This is a genomic window from Muriicola soli, assembly GCF_004139715.1.
In the GTDB taxonomy this organism is placed as follows: Bacteria; Bacteroidota; Bacteroidia; order Flavobacteriales; family Flavobacteriaceae; genus Muriicola; species Muriicola soli.
In genome coordinates, this window is the sequence record NZ_CP035544.1 from 461,669 (window position 1) to 480,066 (window position 18,398).

Below are 18,398 nucleotides of genomic sequence, written 5' to 3' on the forward strand. Positions count from 1 at the left end.
CCATGGAACAAGAAAATTACTCAGTAGGCCTCGATATAGGAACCACCAAAATAGTGGCTATCATCGGTAAGGAAAACGAATACGGCAAGATAGAAGTGCTGGGGATAGGTCGTTCCAAAAGCCTCGGCGTTCACCGGGGAGTAGTGAATAATATCACCCAGACTATAAAATCGATTCAGCAAGCCGTAGAACAGGCCGAGGCCAATTCAGGATTAAAGATAGGCTCGGTAGTCGTTGGCATAGCCGGACAGCATATCCGCAGTCTACAGCACAGCGATTACATCACAAGGGCAAATTCGGAGGAGGTGATCAATGAAGACGATCTGGAGAAATTATGTAACCAGGTTTACAAATTGGTGATGCTACCCGGAGAGGAGATCATCCACGTTTTGCCACAGGAATACAAGGTAGACGGACAGGCAGAGATCAAACAACCCATCGGGATGTACGGAGGGAGGCTAGAGGCCAATTTCCACGTAGTGGTGGGACAGGTGTCTTCCATAAAGAACATCGGAAGATGCATTAAAAGTGCAGGTTTGGATCTGTACAACATTACCCTAGAACCCCTGGCATCCTCAGAAGCTGTGTTGAGTCAGGAAGAAAAAGAAGCAGGTGTAGCCCTGATCGACATAGGAGGCGGTACAACAGACCTGGCCATCTTCAAGGATGGAATTATCAGGCATACTGCTGTTATTCCCTTTGGAGGTAATGTGATCACAGAAGACATCAAAGAAGGCTGTTCTATTATAGAAAAGCAGGCAGAACTTTTAAAGATAAAATTCGGTTCAGCATGGCCCGGAGAAAATAAGGATAATGAAATAGTCTCTATCCCGGGCTTACGCGGAAGGGAGCCTAAAGAAATCACCCTTAAAAATTTATCCAAGATCATTCATGCACGTGTAGTTGAGATCGTTGAACAGGTATATGTTGAGATCAAGAACTACGGTCATGAGGAGCAAAAGAAAAAGTTAATTGCCGGTATCGTCCTTACCGGTGGGGGTAGCCAGCTGAAACATCTAAAACAGTTGGTGGAGTACATCACCGGAATGGATACGAGAATTGGATATCCCAATGAGCATTTAGCAGGAGATTCGGAGGCAGAAATTGCCAGTCCGCTTTACGCAACTGCGGTGGGATTACTAATGAATGCCGTAGAGAATAAGGACAAACGCAGGTTGAAGACAATAGAAGAAGAACAGGAAAGGGAAATGGTCCTGGAAGGGCATGATGAGATGGGAACAGCCACGGCAGCGAAGAAGGAACGAAAATCAGTATTTGACCGGTGGTCTGAAAAGCTCAAGGATTTTCTAGACAACGCAGAATAAATTAAAGCATATCATTTAACCAGTAATAAAAGCATCATGAACAAGAACACCGAATTTGAAAGTATTTCCTTTGACCTCCCCAAGAATCAAAGCAATGTAATAAAAGTGATCGGCGTTGGCGGCGGTGGCAGCAATGCTATAAATTACATGTTTCAGGCGGGAATCAATGGAGTTGATTTTGTAATATGTAACACAGACTCACAGGCACTTCAAAACAGCCCTGTACCCAATAAGATACAGTTAGGGGTGTCCCTGACAGAAGGATTGGGGGCCGGAGCCAACCCTGAGGTGGGGGAGCAGGCCGCAGTTGAAAGCATGGAAGACATCAAACGCATGCTGGATACTACGACAAAAATGATCTTTATTACAGCCGGAATGGGTGGAGGAACAGGTACTGGTGCTGCTCCTGTCATTGCAAAACAGGCGAAGTCAATGGATGTGCTAACTGTGGGGATTGTTACCATGCCCTTCCAGTTTGAAGGTAAAATGAGATGTCAGCAGGCTCAAAAAGGTATTGAGCGCCTGAGGGAACACGTAGATTCATTGATCATTATCAACAACAACAAACTCCGGGAAGTATATGGTAACCTTGGCTTTAAAGCGGGTTTTTCTAAGGCAGATGAAGTGCTGGCCACTGCCGCCAGGGGCATTGCAGAAGTAATTACCCACCACTATACACAGAATATAGATTTAAGAGACGCCAAAACAGTGCTCTCCAATAGCGGGACCGCAATAATGGGTTCATCTATGGCATCGGGTTCAGCAAGGGCACAGGAGGCTATCATGAAAGCGCTGGATTCGCCACTGCTCAATGACAACAAGATCAACGGGGCGAAAAATGTACTGTTGTTGATTGTATCAGGCACAAAAGAAATAACTATTGATGAGATCGGTGAGATCAATGATCACATTCAAATAGAGGCAGGACACGGCGCTAATATCATCATGGGAGTAGGTGAGGATGAAACCCTGGGGGATGCTATTGCCGTTACCGTAATAGCAACCGGTTTTAACGTAGATCAGCAGGATGAAATTGTCAATACCGAATCAAAAAAAATCATCCATACGCTGGAAGAGGACCAAAAAGCAGAACAACAATTGATGGATTCTGAGGAAGTGGTTCACGAACTGGTTATGGAAGAAGAAGAAACGGAACCCATAGTAAAACATGTTTTAGAGGTAGAGGAGGAGATGGATTTAATTCCTACCACCAATTTTATCCGGAATTTTAATGTCTTTTACGATGAGGTAGTTGCCGAGAATGTAGATGAGGACAGTTTTATTATCATCGATTCAAAAGAAGCTGTTTTTGATATCGAAGTGGTAGATCCGATCACAGTATCTTCATTGGATAAGAATAAGGAGCAGATGGCCATGAGTTTTGACATGCCCCTATCCAAGAAAGAGGATGCAGAGGAAATAGAGGAGGATAAGGAACATGTGATCACCTTCACTCTTGACGAGGAGATTAGCGATATGGATGTCAATGAGCACATCGAGGTCATTCCCGTACTCGAATACAATAAGGACGGAGAAAAGCGCTACAGCCTTGATGATTATATGGAGTTGGAATCCAAATTGACCGGAGCGCGTTCAAAGGCAGAAGACTTTGACCCTAAGATCATTGAAGATGAACTGGTTTTTGAACACAAAACCGTAAGCGCCTATGAACAATCCAATAAGGAGTCAAGTCCGGAGGAGATAGACCCCATGTCATCACCCATAGAAGAGCTATTAAAGGCCAGGGCAGATGAGCGTAGAAAAAAGCTCAAGGATTTTAATTATAAGTTTAAAAATAGCCTGGGTCATATTGAAGAAATTGAAAAAGAACCTGCCTATAAGCGGCAGGGGGTAAACCTTAATGACAGCCCCAAAGAAGGAAAGGTCTCCCGGACAACTCTAGGAGAAGACAGCAATGACGAAATACAATTGCGTTCCAATAATTCCTTCTTACACGATAATGTAGACTAGTTAATTTTGTTCGGTTGTTTCAACCCTTCTTCAGCCCGGAATGATTCCCTTCGTTTCGGGTTTATTTTTTAACTTCACAATTCCAAAAAAAATTGAGTTATGAGCTTACAGGATAAGGTAATGCAGGAAATGAAAACGGCAATGAAAGCTAAGGATTCCGTTGCCCTTGAGTCGCTACGGGCTATCAAATCGGCCTTGTTGTTAGCGCAAACTGATAAAGGGGGGGCAAAGGCCTTACGGAGGAAGAGGAAATAAAAATGGTTCAGCGACTAGTAAAGCAGAGGAAAGACAGCGCAGCTATCTTCAATGAACAAGGACGGCAGGATCTCGCCCAGGCAGAAATAGCTCAGGTGGCTGTGATTGAGAAATTTTTACCCGAACAACTGGATGAAGCGGAAATAGAAAAAGTGGTGGTTGCCACCATTGAGGATATGGGAGCCAGCGGGATGAAAGACATGGGTCCGGTGATGGGCAGGGTTTCCAAAGAACTGGCCGGAAAAGCTGATGGAAAAACGATCTCAGGAATCGTTAGAAAGCATTTAAATTAAGTCGGGACAAGTGGATAGTTCTGAGCTTAAAGCGTTGTTGAAATCCGCAATCACAAGGACGGAGAAGCGCATAGCTCAATACCGGGATTTAAGCAGACCCGTATCACCCGATAATGCTATTGGAAGGGTGTCCAGGATGGATGCCATCAACAACAAAGGCGTTATGGAAGCAGCTCTGCGCAAGGCAGAAGATCAGTTAAGAGGCCTGAAACGCAATTTCTCCATGTTGGGAACAGATGACTTTGGCAAATGTTTAAAGTGCCGGGAGAAGATACCTATTGAACGTATTTTATTAGCTCCGGAAAGTTCTTTTTGTGTAAATTGCGCTCGCTAAGAAAAAATGAAAACAAGGCCGCGTAGTTCAACTGGATAGAATATCAGATTTCGGCTCTGAGGGTTGGGGGTTCGAATCCTCCCGCGGTCACTACAAGCACCAAACCCCGCAACGGTAGTTGTGGGGTTTTTAGTTTCCTAAAGCGCCAATTTAAGCTTGCTTAAAGCTGGCGCTAGGGAAACTAAAACCGCATTGGCCCTGTCCCATGCAGGTTTGGTATTTCCAGATGGGAACGCAATGAGGCTCACCGAGCTGTAGTGAGGTAATCCATCACGAAGCGAAGTTTTCTTTTTTTAGTTTTCAACGCGCCCGCCCGCCTTTGGTGGCGAACACAATGAGGCTCACCGAGCGCAGTGAGGTGATCCTCGCCTTACGAAGTCATCTTTGTTAGTTTTCAAAAGCTCTGCCCAAATTTGTTTGTGAGTATAGAGCCGGTCGCTAATCCTGTTAATCGCCTGAAGCACTAATCCTTTACATCCAATATTAGCATATCCTTAACAGGGGAAACAAAATCATTCACTAAATTTGACTTCATGAGGCAAAACGCTGTAAAAATTCTTTTCTCTTTTATTTTACTCGGACTTTTTCTGGGAGCAAAAGGGCTTAGCTATCACGCATTGTCTCATGATGACAAAGGGGATACCATAAGCTGCGAACTTTGTGAGTTTGCACTTCTAAATGAAACTATCTCCTATGATCTGGCAGTGCAAACTGACTTCCCTGCACCATTCGTGCATAATCTGATACAAGAGACTTCTTGTTCTTTGTCTGAGGTAAACATTGAAGATCCTTTTTATCAAATCCTCTTTGGCAGGCCGCCCCCATTTTATCTGGTATAATTTCCCACCGGAACAAGCTCCCTTAGGTACTCTTTTTCTTTGAGGCCTCTTAATTTATACTTTTTTCAATGATTATAAGACACTTATATATAGTGATCCTTCTACTTATACCTGCTTTAGGTATAGGGCAACAGTGCGACAATACGCTGTCTGGAAAAGTACTGGACTTTCACAACAAAAGTCCGCTTACCGGAGCTACCTTGTTTATTCCGGAATTAGACGTTTCAGCGATTACGGATTTTAATGGACTCTATGAGATTAAGAATTTGTGTGAAGGGAAATACGAATTGGAAATTATGCATCCTGAATGCAGAACTGTGTTTTATACCGTTAGGATATCAGCAAATACGGAGAAAGACTTTCTCTTAGAGCATCATCTGGAACAACTGGAAGAGGTTCAGGTTGTTGGTGGAGCTATTTCAAAAAAGACGAATTCTGGTTTGGAACAGCGCCTGGCATCTGAAGCTTTAGTGAGATACAGTGGTGCCAGTTTGGGAGATGCCTTAAATGAACTCAGTGGTGTTTCCAGTATTAGTACCGGGGCAACGATTGTTAAACCGGTGATCCACGGCTTAAACGGAAGTAGGGTATTGGTCCTTAATGACGGGGTTCGAATGCAGGATATGGAATGGGGTGATGAACATGCACCGAATGTCGATATCAATGCTGCCAATGCGATTTCGATTGTAAAAGGGGCTGCAGCCTTGCAATATGGAGGAGATGCTATTGGAGGGGTTATTCTTCTGGAGCAGGAAAACATGCCGGCAAAGGATACCCTTTACGGAAAGACCGTAATTAATGGGATCTACAATGGAAGGGGAGGAAGTATATCTTCTGAACTGTCAAAGGTTTTTAAAGATCAGTGGTTTCTAAAGGCTCAGGGTTCCTATAAACGCCTGGGAGATCAGGAAGCTCCTGACTATAACTTGTCCAATACGGGAATTGCAGAATCAGGATTGTCCTTACAATTTGGGAAAAAGACTTTTAACTGGGGTGTTCATGCCCGATTCTCATATTACGATGCTGAAATTGCGATCCTCAGGGCTTCTCATATCGGCAATATCGATGACCTTATACGAAGTATTAACAGTGGAATCCCCGAAATCATAAGGCCTTTTACCTATGACTTGCAAAATCCCAGGCAGAAGGTAACCCACTACCTGGGAAAAGTTGCGCTTTATAAGAGGTTTGAGGGCTTAGGTAAGTTGAGTTTTCAATACGATTTTCAGGATAACCGAAGATTGGAATACGACGTGAGGCGCGGGGAACTTAATGACCAGGCTTCTCTTGATCTTCAGCTTACCACCCACACTTTGAGTACAGATTTTAAATGGGATGCCGATGATAAACTGGAAATGCAATTTGGTTTGATGGGGCGATACCAGGAGAATTTTCCGAACCCGGCTACAGGCGTCAGAAGACTGATCCCTGATTATGAGAAAATAGATCTGGGAATATATGGCACGGCGGAATACCGGATAAATAATAACTGGGAAGTTGATGGAGGAATTCGATACGACTATTCACAGATTGATGCTCTTAAGTTTTATCAGACCAGCCGTTGGGAGGAAAGGGGTTACGATCAGGATTTCAGTGATATAGTTGTTGAAGATCTGGGTTCGCAGTTGTTGACCAATCCCGTGCTCGATTTTAACAATATTTCTGTTACCTCCGGAGTACAGTATTCAAAGAATAACAATACCTTTTTCAGATTTAACTATTCACTTTCACAAAGAGCACCAAATCCATCTGAACTTTTTAGTGACGGACTCCATCACTCCGCTGCGCGGATAGAACTCGGCGACTTGCGGATAAAGAGTGAAACGTCAAATAAAATCTCCCTGTCTTTCGAAAAACAATACCAGGACTGGGGTATCACTGTGGAGCCTTATGCCAACTTCCTCGTGGATTTTATTTTGCTTGAACCCACTGGCGTGGAGTTTACTATCAGGGGAGCGTTCCCGGTATGGACCTATAGACAAACGGACAGTAGATTGTTGGGCCTGGATATTTCGGGATATAAAAATTGGAATGAGCAGTGGACAACCGAACATCAGTTCTCAATAGTAAAGGGGACAGATGTAGAGAATGATATACCGCTGATCAATGTGCCCTCGGCAAATTTCAGAAACAGGCTTCGATTTACTAAAAAGGAGTGGAAGGGATTAGAAGTTTCACTGATGAGCAATCTCGTTTTTCGTCAGAATGAAACACCGCCCAATTTTGTGGTTTTTTCACCTGAACAACAGCAGGATGTTCTCCTGGAAATTAATAGTCCGCCAGATACGTATCACCTGTTGGGATTTACTTCAAAAATGGAATTCTCCCTCGGGGGTGCTCGTGTCTTAACGACCTCATTGAACGTAAACAATATTTTAAATACCTCCTTCAGGGACTATCTCGACAGGCAGAGATTTTTTGCTGACGGGATGGGCAGAAACATTTTATTACAGCTAATTATTAACTATTAAATACGATTAAGACTATGAAAACAGTAAAGATTCTAACCCTTTTAATGCTTGGCGGAACACTCTTGACCTCCTGTTCAGATGACGATCCGGCTCCTGAACCCATCAACGAAGAAGAGATTATTACTACCTTAACGGTTACTCTAACTCCAGATGGTGGAGGGACCACAGTAACCTTGCAGAGTCAGGACTTAGATGGGGACGGTCCTAATGCTCCCGTGGTTACCGTTTCAGGAGATCTGGTTGCGGGAACTACTTATAACGGTGGCATTGTGGTGTTAAATGAGACCGAGACCCCAGCTGAAAATATTACCGAGGAGGTAGAGGAAGAGGATGACGAGCATCAGTTCTTTTACACTGTGGGTGGAGGTCTTGACGTAACTACAGAGTATGCTAATTTTGACGGTAATGGCAATCCCCTGGGGACAGAATTTACTTTGATATCCGGGGCTGCAAGTTCTGGAACACTTGCGTTCACTTTGCGCCACGAACCCACAAAGCCTAACACCGGTCTGGCTGATGCAGGTGGTGAGACAGATATTGCAGTAACCTTTAATGTAACGGTTCAGTAGGGCTTTGTCTAATGTATTTCACCTCGCTGAGATCAGGGAGGCAAAGAAAAACCCTCCAATTGTCTAAGGCAAATTCATGCCAGGGCATTTTGGAGGGTTTTTAATTATTGGTCTTTATAACCACAAATTTATTTGTTATTCAATCAGAATAGATTACGGAATAGTCTTGTCCGTTAGGCAGGGACTGATTGCTCCTTAACGATATGCGCCATGATCGTCTTGGCATGCACCCTAGAATTTTCAATAAACCATTTATGGGTTTCCATTCCACCGCAAATTACTCCTGCAAGATACAAGCCTTCAACATTGGTCTCCATAGTTTCCGGGTTGTAATCAGGGAGTCTTTTCTTGTCCTGAGACAGGTTAATACCCATGTTTTCAAGAAATTTAAAATTGGGCATATAACCGGTAAGGGCCAGGACGAAGTCGTTTTCGATATTAATTGTACCATCCGGACTGTCTAAGATGATTTCTCGCTCTCTCACCTCAGAAACAGTGGAATTGTAATACGCTTTAATGCTACCTTCCTCTATTCGGTTAATAATGTCGGGTCTCACCCAGTATTTAACTCTTTGACCAACTTCTGGACCCCTGATGATCATGGTGACATCAGCGCCTTTTCTCCAGCATTCCAGAGCAGCGTCGACTGCAGAATTACTCGCTCCTACGACTGCCAACTTTTGACTGGCAAAAAAGTGAGGGTCGTTGTAATAATGCGAAACCTTAGGTAATTCTTCTCCCGGGACATTGAGTTTGTTTGGCAGGTCATAAAAGCCCGTAGCTATGATCACATACCTCGATTCATATGTTTCTTTTTCTGTTGTCGTCTGAAAGCGTTCACCTATTTTTTTTACCGAGCCCACTTTTTCAAAAAGGTTGATGTTCAGCTTATTTGAAGTGACGATCCTTCTGTAATATTCCAGGGCTTCATTTCTTTTAGGCTTAGCTTCCTTACTGATAAAGGGGATTTCGTCAATCTCCAGTTTCTCTGAGGAAGAAAAAAACTGCATATTCACCGGATAGTTGAAAAGGGAGTTCACAATGGGACCTTTTTCGATAATAAGATAAGACAGCCCTTTTTTCTTGGCTTCCAGTCCGCAGGCTATCCCAATGGGTCCGCCTCCAACAATAATAAGATCAAATTCTTTCTTCATATCCCTCGCTTAGTAGTTTAATCATCTAAATCATTACAAAGCTAGGCATATTCTTATTAAAACACCGAAGCTAAAGTGCAGGGTTAAACCTGACAATTATCATTCTTTTCCGGTAATTTGAATCGGATATTTAGGAAATAATACTAAAACAATTCATCATGACTATTTCCATAGATATACCCATCTCAACCATTATGACAAAAAATATAATTTCCGTCAACCTGGAGGATGGGTTAGAGAGAGCAGAACATTTATTCAAAAAGCACAATATCCGGCACATGCCGGTGACCCAGAATAAAAAGATCGTAGGGATGCTCAGTATGAACGATTTATTGCGTTTGAGCTTCGCAGACGGGGCTTTTCGTGAGGAGGACAATATTAAATCGGAGATTTATGAAATGTTTACCATTAATCAGCTTATGGTACGAACCCCCGAAACAATTAGCTCAAAGGAAACGGTTAGGGAAGCAACGGCTTTATTGGTAAAGCGCAAGTATCACTCATTACCTGTAGTAGATGATGGAGAGGTGGTAGGTATCGTCACCACCACAGACCTTTTGAAATATTATCTGTCCATGTTTTAGGAAAGGTTAGAAGAAGCTAATTCTGAGATCATCTTGGCTGGGTTTTCGGCTTTGAAGACAGAACTTCCCGCAACCAGCACGTCAGCACCTGCTTCAACTAGTTTTGAGGCATTTGCCGAGCTTACTCCGCCATCTATCTCAATTAGTGCAGTAGCACTTTGCTCATTAATCATCCCTCGGAGTTTTTCGACCTTCTTATAGGTTTGAGGGATAAAGGATTGCCCACCAAAACCGGGGTTCACACTCATTACCAGTACCAGATCCAGATCTGTTAATATGTTTTCCAGCAAGGAGACCTCTGTATGGGGATTTAGGGCCACGCCCGCCTTCATTCCTGACGCCTTAATGGCCTGTATGGTCCGATGCAGATGTGTGCAGGCTTCATAGTGTACGGTAAGCAGATACACCCCTAGATCGGCAAATGTTTGTATATATCGATCAGGGTCTACGATCATTAGATGAGTATCCAGAGGTTTTGTGGCGTATTTGGAGATGGTACTTACCACGGGCATCCCATAGGAAATATTTGGGACGAATAGTCCGTCCATGATGTCGAGATGATGCCATGCAGCTTCACTCTCATTCACCATTTCCACTTCTTTCTGAAGGTTACCAAAGTCTGCTGCAAGCAGGGAGGGAGCTATTTTTACGCGATTCATAGGTCGGCAGAATTAATATTAGTAAAAGTAATCAAACCACTTTTATTCAGACATAGCGCCTGGCTCTTTTCTGATGGTGATGTTGCTCAGATCGGTTTCAGCAGCAATATACCCAAAGGAACTCCAGTTATCTCCTTCGATTATTTTGGTCATTAGCAACATCCCTTTTTCGATTTTTTTACTTTCCTCTTCCGTAAAATACCAGTTGGCCAAACCGTAAGCAACGGCATCTGACGCTGCTGAGGCTTCACCTTCTGGTAAAAGATCTTCTTCTGTGATCAAGCCTTTGTAAAAAAGGCATAGATTATGGTAGCTGCTATTTTCTATGACCTCAAGCTCAGGAGTGATCGGGAGCAAGAGACTATCTGCTGCCGAATAGTTATTCAATCTTCTTTGAATCATGTAGAGCCAGTGCGTACTCGATACAAGATTATCCGGGTTTTCACCACTTTCCTTGCATTTAAGGTACGCCTTGTAGGCATTGTCATAATCCTGTTTTAGGTAATAGGCAAGTCCGAGGTGGTACCAGATATTTCCGTGTAAGGTGCTTACGGGAATATTCATCGCATTGGGTATACCATCGGGTTCCACCTCATTGGCTTTACCTTTAATCAGTTCAGCGCCTTTTTCAAGGTCGGCAATAGCTTTGTCAAACTGCCTTAGCGAAATATATCGATGTCCCCGGTGCCTGTATAGTCGGGCATCTTCCGGAAATTTTTTGATCCCGCTTGTATAAATCGTTATGGCATCTTCGTAATGGCCCAGATATGCCGTTCTTCGGCCGTACCATATCAGCAGGTCTGCATCTGTGGTGTCGTTCAAATATGCTCTTCTCGCTTCCTGATAATCCTGAAGGGCCTTACCACTGGCCTTATTTCGCTCATAGACTTTTCCCAGGGGAGTGGTGAAAGGTTGAGGTGTTTCCGGGATAGGATCACTTTTTAGGTTACAGCAGGATAGGATCAGAAAGAAAAAAACTGTACTTATTCTGATAATTCCTTTGGGTACTGAACTTAATATTGACATTTGCCGGGTTTTTAGGTTGGATTTAGACTGAAATGAAAAACTCCGGTAATCAGCCGGAGTTTATTCATCAATCAAAAAACGAACAGTCATGATACACTGTTGTTATCTTCTGCAAATTACACTAAAATCTCCAGTATTCCAATTTATGGTACGGACATCCGTGCTCTTGCATCCGGGATAATTACCCCAGATATGTCTTCAGGATCTTACTCCTTGAGGTGTGTTTCAACCTTCTGATTGCCTTTTCTTTTATTTGTCTTACACGTTCCCTGGTAAGGTCAAACGTCTCTCCAATTTCCTCAAGGGTCATGGAGTGTTGTCCCGCAAGTCCGAAGTAAAGTCGGATGACATCAGCTTCCCTTGGTGTAAGGGTTTCCAACGCTCTTTCTATTTCGGTTCTCAGAGATTCGTGCAAAAGATCTTTATCTGGATTTGGCGATTCCCCGCTGCGTAAAACATCGTAGAGATTTGAATCTTCCCCGTCAATCAGTGGAGCATCCATGGAGACGTGCCGTCCTGAATTCTTGAGTGATTGCTTCACATCTTCTACGGTCATATCCAATTCCTTGGCAATCTCTTCAGCAGATGGCATCCTTTCGTGTGCTTGCTCAAGAAAAGCGAAGGTTTTATTGATCTTATTGATCGAACCGATCTTGTTCAATGGCAAACGCACAATACGGGATTGTTCGGCCAAAGCCTGAAGAATGGATTGACGAATCCACCAAACGGCGTAGGAAATAAACTTAAAACCACGAGTTTCATCAAAACGTTGTGCAGCCTTGATAAGGCCAAGGTTTCCTTCGTTGATCAAATCCGGGAGCGTAAGCCCCTGATTCTGGTACTGTTTTGCTACAGAAACGACAAATCTAAGGTTGGCTTTGGTCAGCTTTTCAAGGGCGGTTTGATCGCCGGCCTTAATGCGTTGTGCCAATTCCACTTCTTCATCAGCTGTAATCAGATCTACCTTGCCAATTTCCTGTAGGTATTTGTCAAGAGAGGCCGTTTCACGGTTGGTTACCTGTTTTGTAATCTTTAACTGTCTCATCTATAAGGTTCCTTTCAATTTAGGGTTAAAGCATGTACTGCATATACTTATACGTATAAATAGAGAGAATGTTACAATTAGGTTTAGAAATTTTCAATAAAATGTTAAATAAATCAAAAAACCCCGACGAATTGCCGGGGTTGGAGTTATAATTTAAAGAAATTTAGTCTCTTCGCTGTCTCGAGGGCCTTCTTGGTCCCCGGTCATTTCTGTCACCGCGATCTCTTCGATCGTTTCTCGGTGGTCTCTCCTTGTAACCTTCAGGCTTAGGCAGAAGTGCTTTTCTGGAAACTTTGTCTTTTTTCGTACGAGAATCGATACCTAGGTATTTAATATCGAATTCATCTCCCATATTGACCACATCTGAAACATTTTCTGTGCGTTCCCATGCCAGTTCAGACACGTGCAGTAAGACTTCGTTGCCGGGAGCTTCCTTATATTCTACCACTGCTCCGAAATCGAGCATCTTGATTACCTTAACCTCGTATATACTTCCTACTTCAGGTTTAAAGGTGATAGAATCTATTTTGGCCAATACAGCATCAATTCCTGCCTGGTCTGTTCCGAGTATCTCAACCAAACCTTCTTCCGTAACCGGGTCTTCATTGATTACGATGGTGGTATTGGTAGTTTTCTGTAATTCCTGAATCACTTTTCCACCAGGTCCGATCAATGCACCAATGTACTCTCCCGGTATAGTTGCAGTAACCATTTTTGGGGCGTGAGGTTTAACATCGCTGTTTGGAGCGGCAATGGTGTCGGTCAATTTAGTAAGGATGTGTAATCTTCCGTCACGGGCTTGTTTTAAGGCTTTAACAAGAATCTCATAAGACAATCCTTTTACCTTAATGTCCATCTGACAGGCGGTGATACCATCTGCAGTTCCCGTAACCTTAAAGTCCATATCCCCCAGGTGATCTTCATCTCCAAGGATATCTGATAATACAGCGTATTTTCCGGTTTCCGTATCCGTGATCAAGCCCATGGCGATCCCTGATACTGGTTTTTTCAACTGTACCCCGGCATCCATAAGGGCCATAGTTCCTGAACAAACCGTAGCCATAGATGACGAACCGTTACTCTCCAGTACTTCTGAAACCACACGTACCGTATAAGGACAATCGGCGGGAATCATTCTTTTTAAAGCGCGTTGTGCCAGGTTACCGTGTCCAACTTCTCTTCTTGAAGTACCTCTGATTGGCCTTGCTTCACCTGTAGAGAATGGAGGGAAGTTGTAATGAAGGTAAAATGTCTCTTCTCCTTCATAGGAAGGCATATCAATTTGATTAGCCTCTCTGGAAGTTCCCAGGGTTACCGTAGCCAATGCCTGAGTCTCACCTCTGGTAAAGATGGCCGAACCATGCGTCGAGGGAAGGTAATCCACTTCACACCAGATAGGTCTGATCTCATCAGTCTTCCTTCCGTCCAAACGTAGCCCTTCGTTTAATGTAAGGTCTCTGACGGCTGCTTTTTCAGCTTTGTAATAGTATTTTTTGATCAGATCACCTTTTTCCTCCTGTTCTTCCTCGGAAAAGGATGATTTAATCTCTTCCTTAATCTCTGAGAATGCAGTACTGCGTTCGTGTTTGGCAGAACCTGCTTTTGCGATGGCATATACTTTGTCATAAGCCATGTCATGGATTTTCTTAGCCAGGGCCTCATCTTCGTCTTCCTGATCGTATTCTCTCACTTCTTTCCTGCCAAAAGCATCGGCAAGACGTTTCTGAGCGGCAACCTGTTCCTTTATTGCTTCGTGGGCAAATTTGATGGCCTCTACCATTTCCTCTTCGGAAATTTCTTCCATTTCTCCTTCTACCATCATCACAGAATCTTCTGAAGCCCCTATAACCATGTCTAAATCGGATTCTTCGAGCTGTGCTCTGGTTGGATTGATAATAAATTTACCATCGATCCTTCCTACGCGTACCTCTGAGATAGCGCATTCAAATGGGAAGTCTGATAACTGAATGGCGGCAGAAGCTGCCAAACCAGCCATAGCATCGGGCATCACATCATCGTCATGCGACATCAGCTGGATCATTACCTGAGTTTCCGCGTGGTAATCCTTAGGGAATAAGGGTCTTAATACCCGGTCTACCAAACGCATGGTTAAAACCTCTCCATCACTGGGACGAGCTTCTCTCTTGAAAAATCCACCTGGATATCTTCCTGAGGCTGCAAATTTTTCCCGATAATCAACTGTAAGGGGTAGGAAGTCTACATCTGATGCTTTGTAGTTCGATACTACAGTACACAATAACATGCATTTTCCTGATTGAACAACAACAGAACCGTGTGCCTGTTTTGCGAGTTTTCCGGTTTCGATAGAAATTTCCCTACCGTCTCCGAGGTCAATGACCTCTTTAAATGTCTTTGGAATCATAGTTTTTGGTTAATCCTGTAATCACAGGAATGTTAAACAAAGGTCTCTGCCGCCCTCATGGCCGGCCGAAGTTGTGTTGTTGTGTTGTGGACCAATGAAAAACCTAGTGTAAGCTTTTTAATGTTGCCCTTTTCAGGGACTTGAAAATGAAAAAAAGGGGAAGCTAAGCTTCCCCAGATTTATTATTTTCTGATATTCAGATCTTTGATCAATTCGCGATATTTTGCAATATCCTTCTTTTTAAGGTAATCGAGCAGGCTTCTTCTTTTTCCTACTAAACGAACCAAAGATCTTTCTGTGTTAAAATCTTTCTGGTTGTTCTTTAAATGACCGGTTAGGTGATTAATTCTGTGGGTAAATAAGGCGATCTGAGCCTCTGTTGCCCCGGTGTTATTTTCATTCCCACCGTACTTTTTGAAGATGTCTTTCTTCACTTCTTTGGTTAAATACATGCCAATATTTTATTTAATGATTTTTATGTATCTGATTGATTTTCAATCGAGGCGCAAAGATAGTAATTATTTCCCAATACCGCCTTTGCCAAACTTTTTTTTGTCAGACGTTAAACCTTTCTTAAAGAATTTGGTCTTAGAAGCGTAATCTTTAAAAACTACATTATGAAAAAGAGTCTCAAAACATTGAACCATGCCGGCCTTGTGATTATGGCAACGGCCTTGTTATTTTCCTGTGACAAGGAGGAATCCACCCCCTTTGTCGAGAATGAAACATTTGAAGTCGCCGAACTAAAAGTAAGCGATGAATCGGAAATGATTTCAGAAGAAGTCATGAATATTGCCGAAGACGTTTACATGGCTGATGAAGCCCTTGCAACTTCAAAATTTTCCTATAATTCCGATTTCCTTCCTGATTGTGTTATAATTACTACGGTAATTACTTCGACCAGTAAAGAGCGCACCATCGACTTTGGGGAAGGTTGTGAATTGCCCAATGGGAACGTACTTAGCGGAATTATCTTCCTGAGCTATAATAAGGATATGGAAATGGCCTCAAACACCTTGAGTCTTTCCCTTGAGAATTTCACCTTCAACAGCGTTGCTATTGAAGGGTCGGCCTCTATCCTTAGAATGAGGGCTAATGAGAATGGGAATCCTCAGTCTGATGCTGATGCGAGTTTTTCCGCAACCTGGCCTAATGGAAATACTGCCAGTTTTAGTGGTGAAAGGACCAGAGAGTGGATCGAAGGATATGGTACCGGATTCTGGGGAGATAATGTTTATCTGATCACGGGGAAGGGAACTTTTACCGGTCCCGCTGGAAATGTCTTCGTCAAAGAGACCGTAACTCCCCTAAGGAGAGAATTGGCCTGCCGATTCATCGTAAGTGGAATACTGAATATTTCCAGGAATGACGCAACAGCAAGCCTCGATTTTGGTGACGGAAGCTGTGACGCTAAGGGACTGCTTACTTATCCCGATGGAACAACGGAAGAGATCTTCCTGAGAAGGTTTTTAAACTAAGACCTGTAAAGAAAAAGCCCTGTTGAATCAGGGCTTTTTTTATTATCTAACCGGGTTGTTTTGTATGAGATCGAGATAAAGGTTGATCTTTTTCTTGAGTTCGCTTCGGTGGACAATAAAATCAAGAAAGCCGTGTTCTTTCACGAATTCAGCCGTTTGAAAATCCTTGGGAAGATCTTTTCCGGTTGCTTCTTTCACTACCCTTGGACCGGCAAAACCGATTAAAGCACCCGGTTCTGAAATATTGATATCCCCTAACATAGCATAGGAGGCCGTAGTTCCTCCGGTAGTAGGATCGGTGCAAAGCGAAACATAAGGAAGTTTAGCTTCTGCCAGTTGCGCGAGTTTAGCAGAGGTCTTGGCCAACTGCATCAAAGAGAGGGCGGCTTCCATCATCCGGGCTCCCCCTGATTTGGAAATCATTACAAATGGCACCTTTTTCTTAATAGCCATGTCGATAGCCCTGGCGATCTTTTCACCTACGACACTTCCCATTGAACCCCCAATAAAACTGAAATCCATACAGGCCACTACCATTTCTTTTCCAAGAGACTTTCCGATGGCGGTGCGCACGGCATCCTTTAATCCCGTTTTCTTCTCGGCGGCTTTGAGTCGGTCAGCATATTTCTTAGTGTCTTCAAATTTCAAAGGGTCCTTGGAACTCAGTTTTATATCGAGTTCGGTGAACTCATTGTCATCAAACAAAATTTCGAAGTATTCCTTACTGCCAATCCTGACGTGATAGTCGTCTTCCGGACTCACGTAAAAATTCTTTGCCAGTTCTTCGTATTCAACGATCTTCCCCGTTGGAGATTTGTACCAAAGTCCTTTTGGTGTGTCTTTCTTCTGCTCTGTAGCGGTTTGAATTCCTTTTTCCTTGCGTTTAAACCAAGCCGTCATAGTCACTTCTTTTTAAGTCCGAGAATTACCTTAAAGAGTATTCACATTATTGAGGTCTTCGAAAGCCTTTTTTAGGCGATCGACAAATGTTTTTTCACCTTCGCGAAGCCAAACCCGTGGATCGTAGTACTTCTTGTTAGGTTGGTCGTCACCTTCAGGATTTCCGATCTGTGTTTGTAAAAATGCCTCCTTGCTCTTGAAGTAATCTCTGATTCCTTCCATAAAAGCGTATTGAAGGTCGGTATCAATATTCATCTTGATCACACCGTATCCTATGGCTTCTCTGATTTCTTCAACTGTTGAGCCCGATCCTCCGTGAAAAACAAAGTCGATATGATTGTGTTCTACCTTGTATTTTTCAGTGATGTATTCCTGCGAATTTTTGAGGATTTTTGGGGTAAGCTTTACGTTCCCCGGTTTGTAGACACCATGTACATTTCCAAAGGCTGCAGCAACAGTAAACCTGTGGCTTACTTTAGATAGCTCTTCGTATGCATAGGCAACTTCCTCGGGTTGTGTATACAATTTAGAATCGTCAACATCGGTGTTGTCCACCCCGTCTTCTTCTCCTCCTGTAATTCCCAATTCTATTTCCAGGGTCATGTTCATTTTACTCATCCGAGCCAGGTACTCTTTACAAATTGCAATGTTCTCCTCGATGGGTTCCTCGGAGAGATCGATCATATGAGAACTGTAGAGTGATTTACCTGTTGCTTCGAAATGGGCTTCACTAGCATCGAGGAGTCCATCGATCCAGGGGAGTAATTTTTTGGCGCAATGGTCTGTGTGCAAAATAACGGTAGCCCCATAGGCCTCAGCGAGTTCATGTACGTGTTTAGCGCCTGCAATGGCACCTTTGATGGCCGCTTGCTGCCCATCATTAGACAACCCTTTCCCTGCGTTAAACTGTGATCCTCCGTTAGAAAATTGGATGATTACGGGCGAATTGAGAGCTGCTGCTGTTTCCAGAACAGCATTAACAGTGTTTGATCCGGTGACATTCACCGCGGGTAAAGCAAATCCTTTTTCCTTTGCATACGCAAAGATTTTCTGAACTTCATCGCCAGTTGCGACACCCGGTCTTATATTGTGGGACATAGTGTTTAGTTTGA

The 18,398-nt window shown here is 43.3% G+C and carries 16 protein-coding genes, 1 tRNA gene and 1 pseudogene; 10 read left to right on the forward strand and 8 right to left on the reverse strand.

The genetic code is table 11. From position 1 onward, the window contains the following. Positions 1 to 2 precede the first annotated feature (2 nt). The 8 genes and pseudogenes from ftsA (at position 3) to EQY75_RS02075 (ending at position 8,057) form a co-directional block, all read left to right on the forward strand. Complete coding sequence (gene ftsA, locus EQY75_RS02040) at positions 3 to 1,325, forward strand: cell division protein FtsA (protein ID WP_129602417.1); 1,323 nt, start codon at positions 3 to 5, stop codon at positions 1,323 to 1,325. Positions 1,326 to 1,361: 36 nt separating this feature from the next. Further along, entirely contained in the window at positions 1,362 to 3,296 is a 1,935-nt protein-coding gene (gene ftsZ / locus EQY75_RS02045) for a cell division protein FtsZ (RefSeq protein ID WP_129602419.1), read from the forward strand. A 99-nt stretch (positions 3,297 to 3,395) separates the two neighbouring features. Continuing rightward, a pseudogene (locus EQY75_RS02050) lies at positions 3,396 to 3,844 on the forward strand (GatB/YqeY domain-containing protein). Between the two features lie 10 nt (positions 3,845 to 3,854). Then, positions 3,855 to 4,178 carry a TraR/DksA C4-type zinc finger protein gene (locus tag EQY75_RS02055; protein ID WP_129602421.1) on the forward strand — a complete coding sequence of 108 codons (324 nt, stop codon included), beginning with the start codon at positions 3,855 to 3,857 and terminating at the stop codon, positions 4,176 to 4,178. A gap of 16 nt (positions 4,179 to 4,194) precedes the next feature. Continuing rightward, a tRNA-Arg gene (locus tag EQY75_RS02060) sits at positions 4,195 to 4,268 on the forward strand. Positions 4,269 to 4,711: 443 nt separating this feature from the next. Beyond that, the gene (locus tag EQY75_RS02065; protein ID WP_129602423.1) at positions 4,712 to 5,017 is read left to right on the forward strand and encodes a hypothetical protein; all 306 of its coding nucleotides are present in this window, start codon (positions 4,712 to 4,714) and stop codon (positions 5,015 to 5,017) included. A 68-nt stretch (positions 5,018 to 5,085) separates the two neighbouring features. Then, positions 5,086 to 7,488 carry a TonB-dependent receptor gene (locus EQY75_RS02070; RefSeq protein WP_129602425.1) on the forward strand — a complete coding sequence of 801 codons (2,403 nt, stop codon included), beginning with the start codon at positions 5,086 to 5,088 and terminating at the stop codon, positions 7,486 to 7,488. 14 nt (positions 7,489 to 7,502) lie between these two features. Beyond that, positions 7,503 to 8,057, forward strand: a complete 555-nt coding sequence (locus tag EQY75_RS02075) for a type 1 periplasmic binding fold superfamily protein (protein ID WP_129602427.1) — start codon at positions 7,503 to 7,505, stop codon at positions 8,055 to 8,057. Positions 8,058 to 8,230: 173 nt separating this feature from the next. Here the strand turns inward: EQY75_RS02075 and EQY75_RS02080 are convergent, their stop codons facing one another. After that, positions 8,231 to 9,211, reverse strand: a complete 981-nt coding sequence (locus tag EQY75_RS02080) for a YpdA family putative bacillithiol disulfide reductase (RefSeq protein ID WP_129602429.1) — start codon at positions 9,209 to 9,211, stop codon at positions 8,231 to 8,233. A gap of 158 nt (positions 9,212 to 9,369) precedes the next feature. On the opposite strand from EQY75_RS02080, the gene EQY75_RS02085 reads away from it, so the two are divergent. After that, positions 9,370 to 9,795, forward strand: a complete 426-nt coding sequence (locus tag EQY75_RS02085) for a CBS domain-containing protein (RefSeq protein ID WP_129602431.1) — start codon at positions 9,370 to 9,372, stop codon at positions 9,793 to 9,795. Here the strand turns inward: EQY75_RS02085 and rpe are convergent. From rpe to rpsO, 5 genes are all read right to left on the reverse strand, one after another. Then, entirely contained in the window at positions 9,792 to 10,454 is a 663-nt protein-coding gene (gene rpe / locus EQY75_RS02090; protein WP_129602433.1) for a ribulose-phosphate 3-epimerase, read from the reverse strand. The genes EQY75_RS02085 and rpe overlap by 4 nt on opposite strands. A 42-nt stretch (positions 10,455 to 10,496) precedes the next feature. Beyond that, the gene (locus tag EQY75_RS02095) at positions 10,497 to 11,480 is read right to left on the reverse strand and encodes a tetratricopeptide repeat protein (protein ID WP_129602435.1); all 984 of its coding nucleotides are present in this window, start codon (positions 11,478 to 11,480) and stop codon (positions 10,497 to 10,499) included. 181 nt (positions 11,481 to 11,661) lie between these two features. Beyond that, positions 11,662 to 12,525: a sigma-70 family RNA polymerase sigma factor gene (locus EQY75_RS02100; RefSeq protein WP_129602437.1), complete on the reverse strand. Its 864-nt coding sequence runs from the start codon at positions 12,523 to 12,525 to the stop codon at positions 11,662 to 11,664. Between the two features lie 163 nt (positions 12,526 to 12,688). After that, a complete protein-coding gene (locus EQY75_RS02105) occupies positions 12,689 to 14,908 on the reverse strand; it encodes a polyribonucleotide nucleotidyltransferase (protein WP_129602439.1) in 2,220 nt (739 codons plus the stop codon). A 182-nt stretch (positions 14,909 to 15,090) separates the two neighbouring features. Next, the gene (gene rpsO / locus EQY75_RS02110) at positions 15,091 to 15,360 is read right to left on the reverse strand and encodes a 30S ribosomal protein S15 (RefSeq protein WP_129602441.1); all 270 of its coding nucleotides are present in this window, start codon (positions 15,358 to 15,360) and stop codon (positions 15,091 to 15,093) included. Positions 15,361 to 15,525: 165 nt separating this feature from the next. Here rpsO and EQY75_RS02115 point away from each other — a divergent pair, with 165 nt between their 5' ends. Further along, a complete protein-coding gene (locus tag EQY75_RS02115; RefSeq protein WP_129602443.1) occupies positions 15,526 to 16,386 on the forward strand; it encodes a hypothetical protein in 861 nt (286 codons plus the stop codon). 42 nt (positions 16,387 to 16,428) lie between these two features. Here EQY75_RS02115 and accD read toward each other — a convergent pair whose 3' ends face one another. Next, positions 16,429 to 17,286, reverse strand: coding sequence for an acetyl-CoA carboxylase, carboxyltransferase subunit beta (accD, locus tag EQY75_RS02120; RefSeq protein WP_129602445.1), 858 nt, complete (start codon positions 17,284 to 17,286; stop codon positions 16,429 to 16,431). Positions 17,287 to 17,316: 30 nt separating this feature from the next. Continuing rightward, the gene (gene fbaA, locus EQY75_RS02125; RefSeq protein ID WP_129602447.1) at positions 17,317 to 18,384 is read right to left on the reverse strand and encodes a class II fructose-bisphosphate aldolase; all 1,068 of its coding nucleotides are present in this window, start codon (positions 18,382 to 18,384) and stop codon (positions 17,317 to 17,319) included. Between the last annotated feature and the right edge of the window lie 14 nt (positions 18,385 to 18,398).

Excerpts from the sequence above, each read along its gene's own strand:
- EQY75_RS02085 (WP_129602431.1), top strand. The coding sequence starts at position 9,370 with ATGACTATTTCCATAGATATACCCATCTCAACCATTATGACAAAAAAT.
- rpsO (WP_129602441.1), bottom strand. The coding sequence starts at position 15,360 with ATGTATTTAACCAAAGAAGTGAAGAAAGACATCTTCAAAAAGTACGGT.
- ftsZ (WP_129602419.1), top strand. The coding sequence starts at position 1,362 with ATGAACAAGAACACCGAATTTGAAAGTATTTCCTTTGACCTCCCCAAG.
- EQY75_RS02070 (WP_129602425.1), top strand. The coding sequence starts at position 5,086 with ATGATTATAAGACACTTATATATAGTGATCCTTCTACTTATACCTGCT.
- EQY75_RS02095 (WP_129602435.1), bottom strand. The coding sequence starts at position 11,480 with ATGTCAATATTAAGTTCAGTACCCAAAGGAATTATCAGAATAAGTACA.
- EQY75_RS02100 (WP_129602437.1), bottom strand. The coding sequence starts at position 12,525 with ATGAGACAGTTAAAGATTACAAAACAGGTAACCAACCGTGAAACGGCC.
- fbaA (WP_129602447.1), bottom strand. The coding sequence starts at position 18,384 with ATGTCCCACAATATAAGACCGGGTGTCGCAACTGGCGATGAAGTTCAG.
- EQY75_RS02075 (WP_129602427.1), top strand. The coding sequence starts at position 7,503 with ATGAAAACAGTAAAGATTCTAACCCTTTTAATGCTTGGCGGAACACTC.
- ftsA (WP_129602417.1), top strand. The coding sequence starts at position 3 with ATGGAACAAGAAAATTACTCAGTAGGCCTCGATATAGGAACCACCAAA.
- EQY75_RS02105 (WP_129602439.1), bottom strand. The coding sequence starts at position 14,908 with ATGATTCCAAAGACATTTAAAGAGGTCATTGACCTCGGAGACGGTAGG.
- rpe (WP_129602433.1), bottom strand. The coding sequence starts at position 10,454 with ATGAATCGCGTAAAAATAGCTCCCTCCCTGCTTGCAGCAGACTTTGGT.
- EQY75_RS02065 (WP_129602423.1), top strand. The coding sequence starts at position 4,712 with ATGAGGCAAAACGCTGTAAAAATTCTTTTCTCTTTTATTTTACTCGGA.
- accD (WP_129602445.1), bottom strand. The coding sequence starts at position 17,286 with ATGACGGCTTGGTTTAAACGCAAGGAAAAAGGAATTCAAACCGCTACA.
- EQY75_RS02080 (WP_129602429.1), bottom strand. The coding sequence starts at position 9,211 with ATGAAGAAAGAATTTGATCTTATTATTGTTGGAGGCGGACCCATTGGG.
- EQY75_RS02115 (WP_129602443.1), top strand. The coding sequence starts at position 15,526 with ATGAAAAAGAGTCTCAAAACATTGAACCATGCCGGCCTTGTGATTATG.